Source organism: Streptomyces sp. cf386 (genome assembly GCF_900103585.1).
GTDB lineage: Bacteria > Actinomycetota > Actinomycetes > Streptomycetales > Streptomycetaceae > Streptomyces.
The window spans coordinates 1-1,338 of the sequence record NZ_FNHV01000054.1; the positions used below are offsets into that span (position 1 = coordinate 1).

Below are 1,338 nucleotides of genomic sequence, written 5' to 3' on the forward strand. Positions count from 1 at the left end.
TCGAGGCCAACGCCTACCGCGACTACCTCGAACTGCACGGCCTGTCCGTCCAGCTGGCCGAAGCCCTCGCCGAGTACTGGCACGCACGCGTGCGCGCCGAACTCGGCATCGCCGGCGGCGATCCGAGCGACCTGGACGCCATGTTCCGTACGGAGTACCAGGGCTGCCGCTACTCCCTGGGCTATCCCGCCTGCCCCGATCTGGAGGACCGCGCCAAGATCGCCGACCTGCTCCAGCCGGAGCGCATCGGCGTCCATCTCTCCGAGGAGTTCCAGCTGCACCCCGAGCAGTCCACCGACGCGATCGTGATCCACCACCCCGAAGCGAGCTACTTCAACGCGGGAGGCCGCTCATGACGACCTTCTCCTTCGAGTTCTTCCCGCCGAAGAGCGAGGCCGGGGAGCGTGCCCTGTGGAGTGCCGTACGCCGGGTGGAAGCGCTGCGGCCCGACTTCGTCTCGGTCACCTACGGCGCCGGAGGCTCGTCCCGCGACCGCACCATCGCCGTCACCCGGCGCATCGCCGCGGAGACGACGCTGCGCCCGGTCGCCCACCTCACCGCCGTCGGCCACTCGGTCGCCGAACTGCGGCACATCATCGGCAGCTACGCGGACGTCGGCCTCCGCGACGTCCTCGTCCTGCGCGGCGATCCGCCCGGTGACCCCCGGGGCGAGTGGACGCCGCACCCGGACGGCTTCTCCCACGCCTTCCAGCTGGTCGAACTGGTCCGCTCACTCGGCGACTTCACCATCGGTGTCGCGGCCTTCCCCGAGGGCCATCCCCGGTCGCCCGATCCGGAGACCGACATCCGGCACTTCGTGGCCAAGTGCAAGGCCGGTGCGGACTACGCCGTCACGCAGATGTTCTTCCACGTCGAGGACTATCTCCGGTTGCGGGACCGGGTGGCGGCCGCCGGCTGCGACATTCCGATCATCCCGGAGATCATGCCCGCCACCGATGCCCGCCAGATCCTCCGCTTCGCCGAACTCAGCAACGCCGCCTTCCCCGAGGAGCTGGCTCACCGGCTCGAAGCCGCCCGGGACGACCCCGCGACGGCGTACCGCATCGGCGTCGACCACGCCGTAGCCATGTCCGAGCGACTTCTCGCCGAGGGCGCTCCCGGCCTGCACTACATCACCCTCAACCGTTCCACCGCGGCCCTCGACATCCACCGCGCCGTCCAAGCCCTAAGGAGCCTCAGTGCCTGCTGACCGCCAGGACCTCACGAATTTCACGGACTTCACGGACTTCAAGGTCGCCGACCTCTCCCTGGCCGAGTTCGGCCGCAAGGAGATCACCCTCGCCGAGCATGAGATGCCCGGCCTGATGGCGATCCGCA

General features: G+C 69.4%; 3 protein-coding genes. All 3 read left to right on the forward strand.

Annotation, left to right across the window (positions count from 1 at the left end):
* On the forward strand, positions 1-356 hold a 356-nt coding region (locus tag BLU79_RS47245; RefSeq protein WP_305657803.1), incomplete at its 5' end, for a vitamin B12 dependent-methionine synthase activation domain-containing protein.
* Positions 353-1,210 carry a methylenetetrahydrofolate reductase [NAD(P)H] gene (gene metF / locus BLU79_RS47250; RefSeq protein WP_093912234.1) on the forward strand — a complete coding sequence of 286 codons (858 nt, stop codon included), beginning with the start codon at positions 353-355 and terminating at the stop codon, positions 1,208-1,210. The genes BLU79_RS47245 and metF, both read left to right, overlap by 4 nt.
* Positions 1,200-1,338 (forward strand): adenosylhomocysteinase (locus BLU79_RS47255; protein ID WP_143052614.1); only part of this gene is annotated, 139 nt, incomplete at its 3' end. The genes metF and BLU79_RS47255, both read left to right, overlap by 11 nt.

Coding starts and splice junctions, on each gene's coding strand:
- metF (WP_093912234.1), top strand. CDS start 353: ATGACGACCTTCTCCTTCGAGTTCTTCCCGCCGAAGAGCGAGGCCGGG.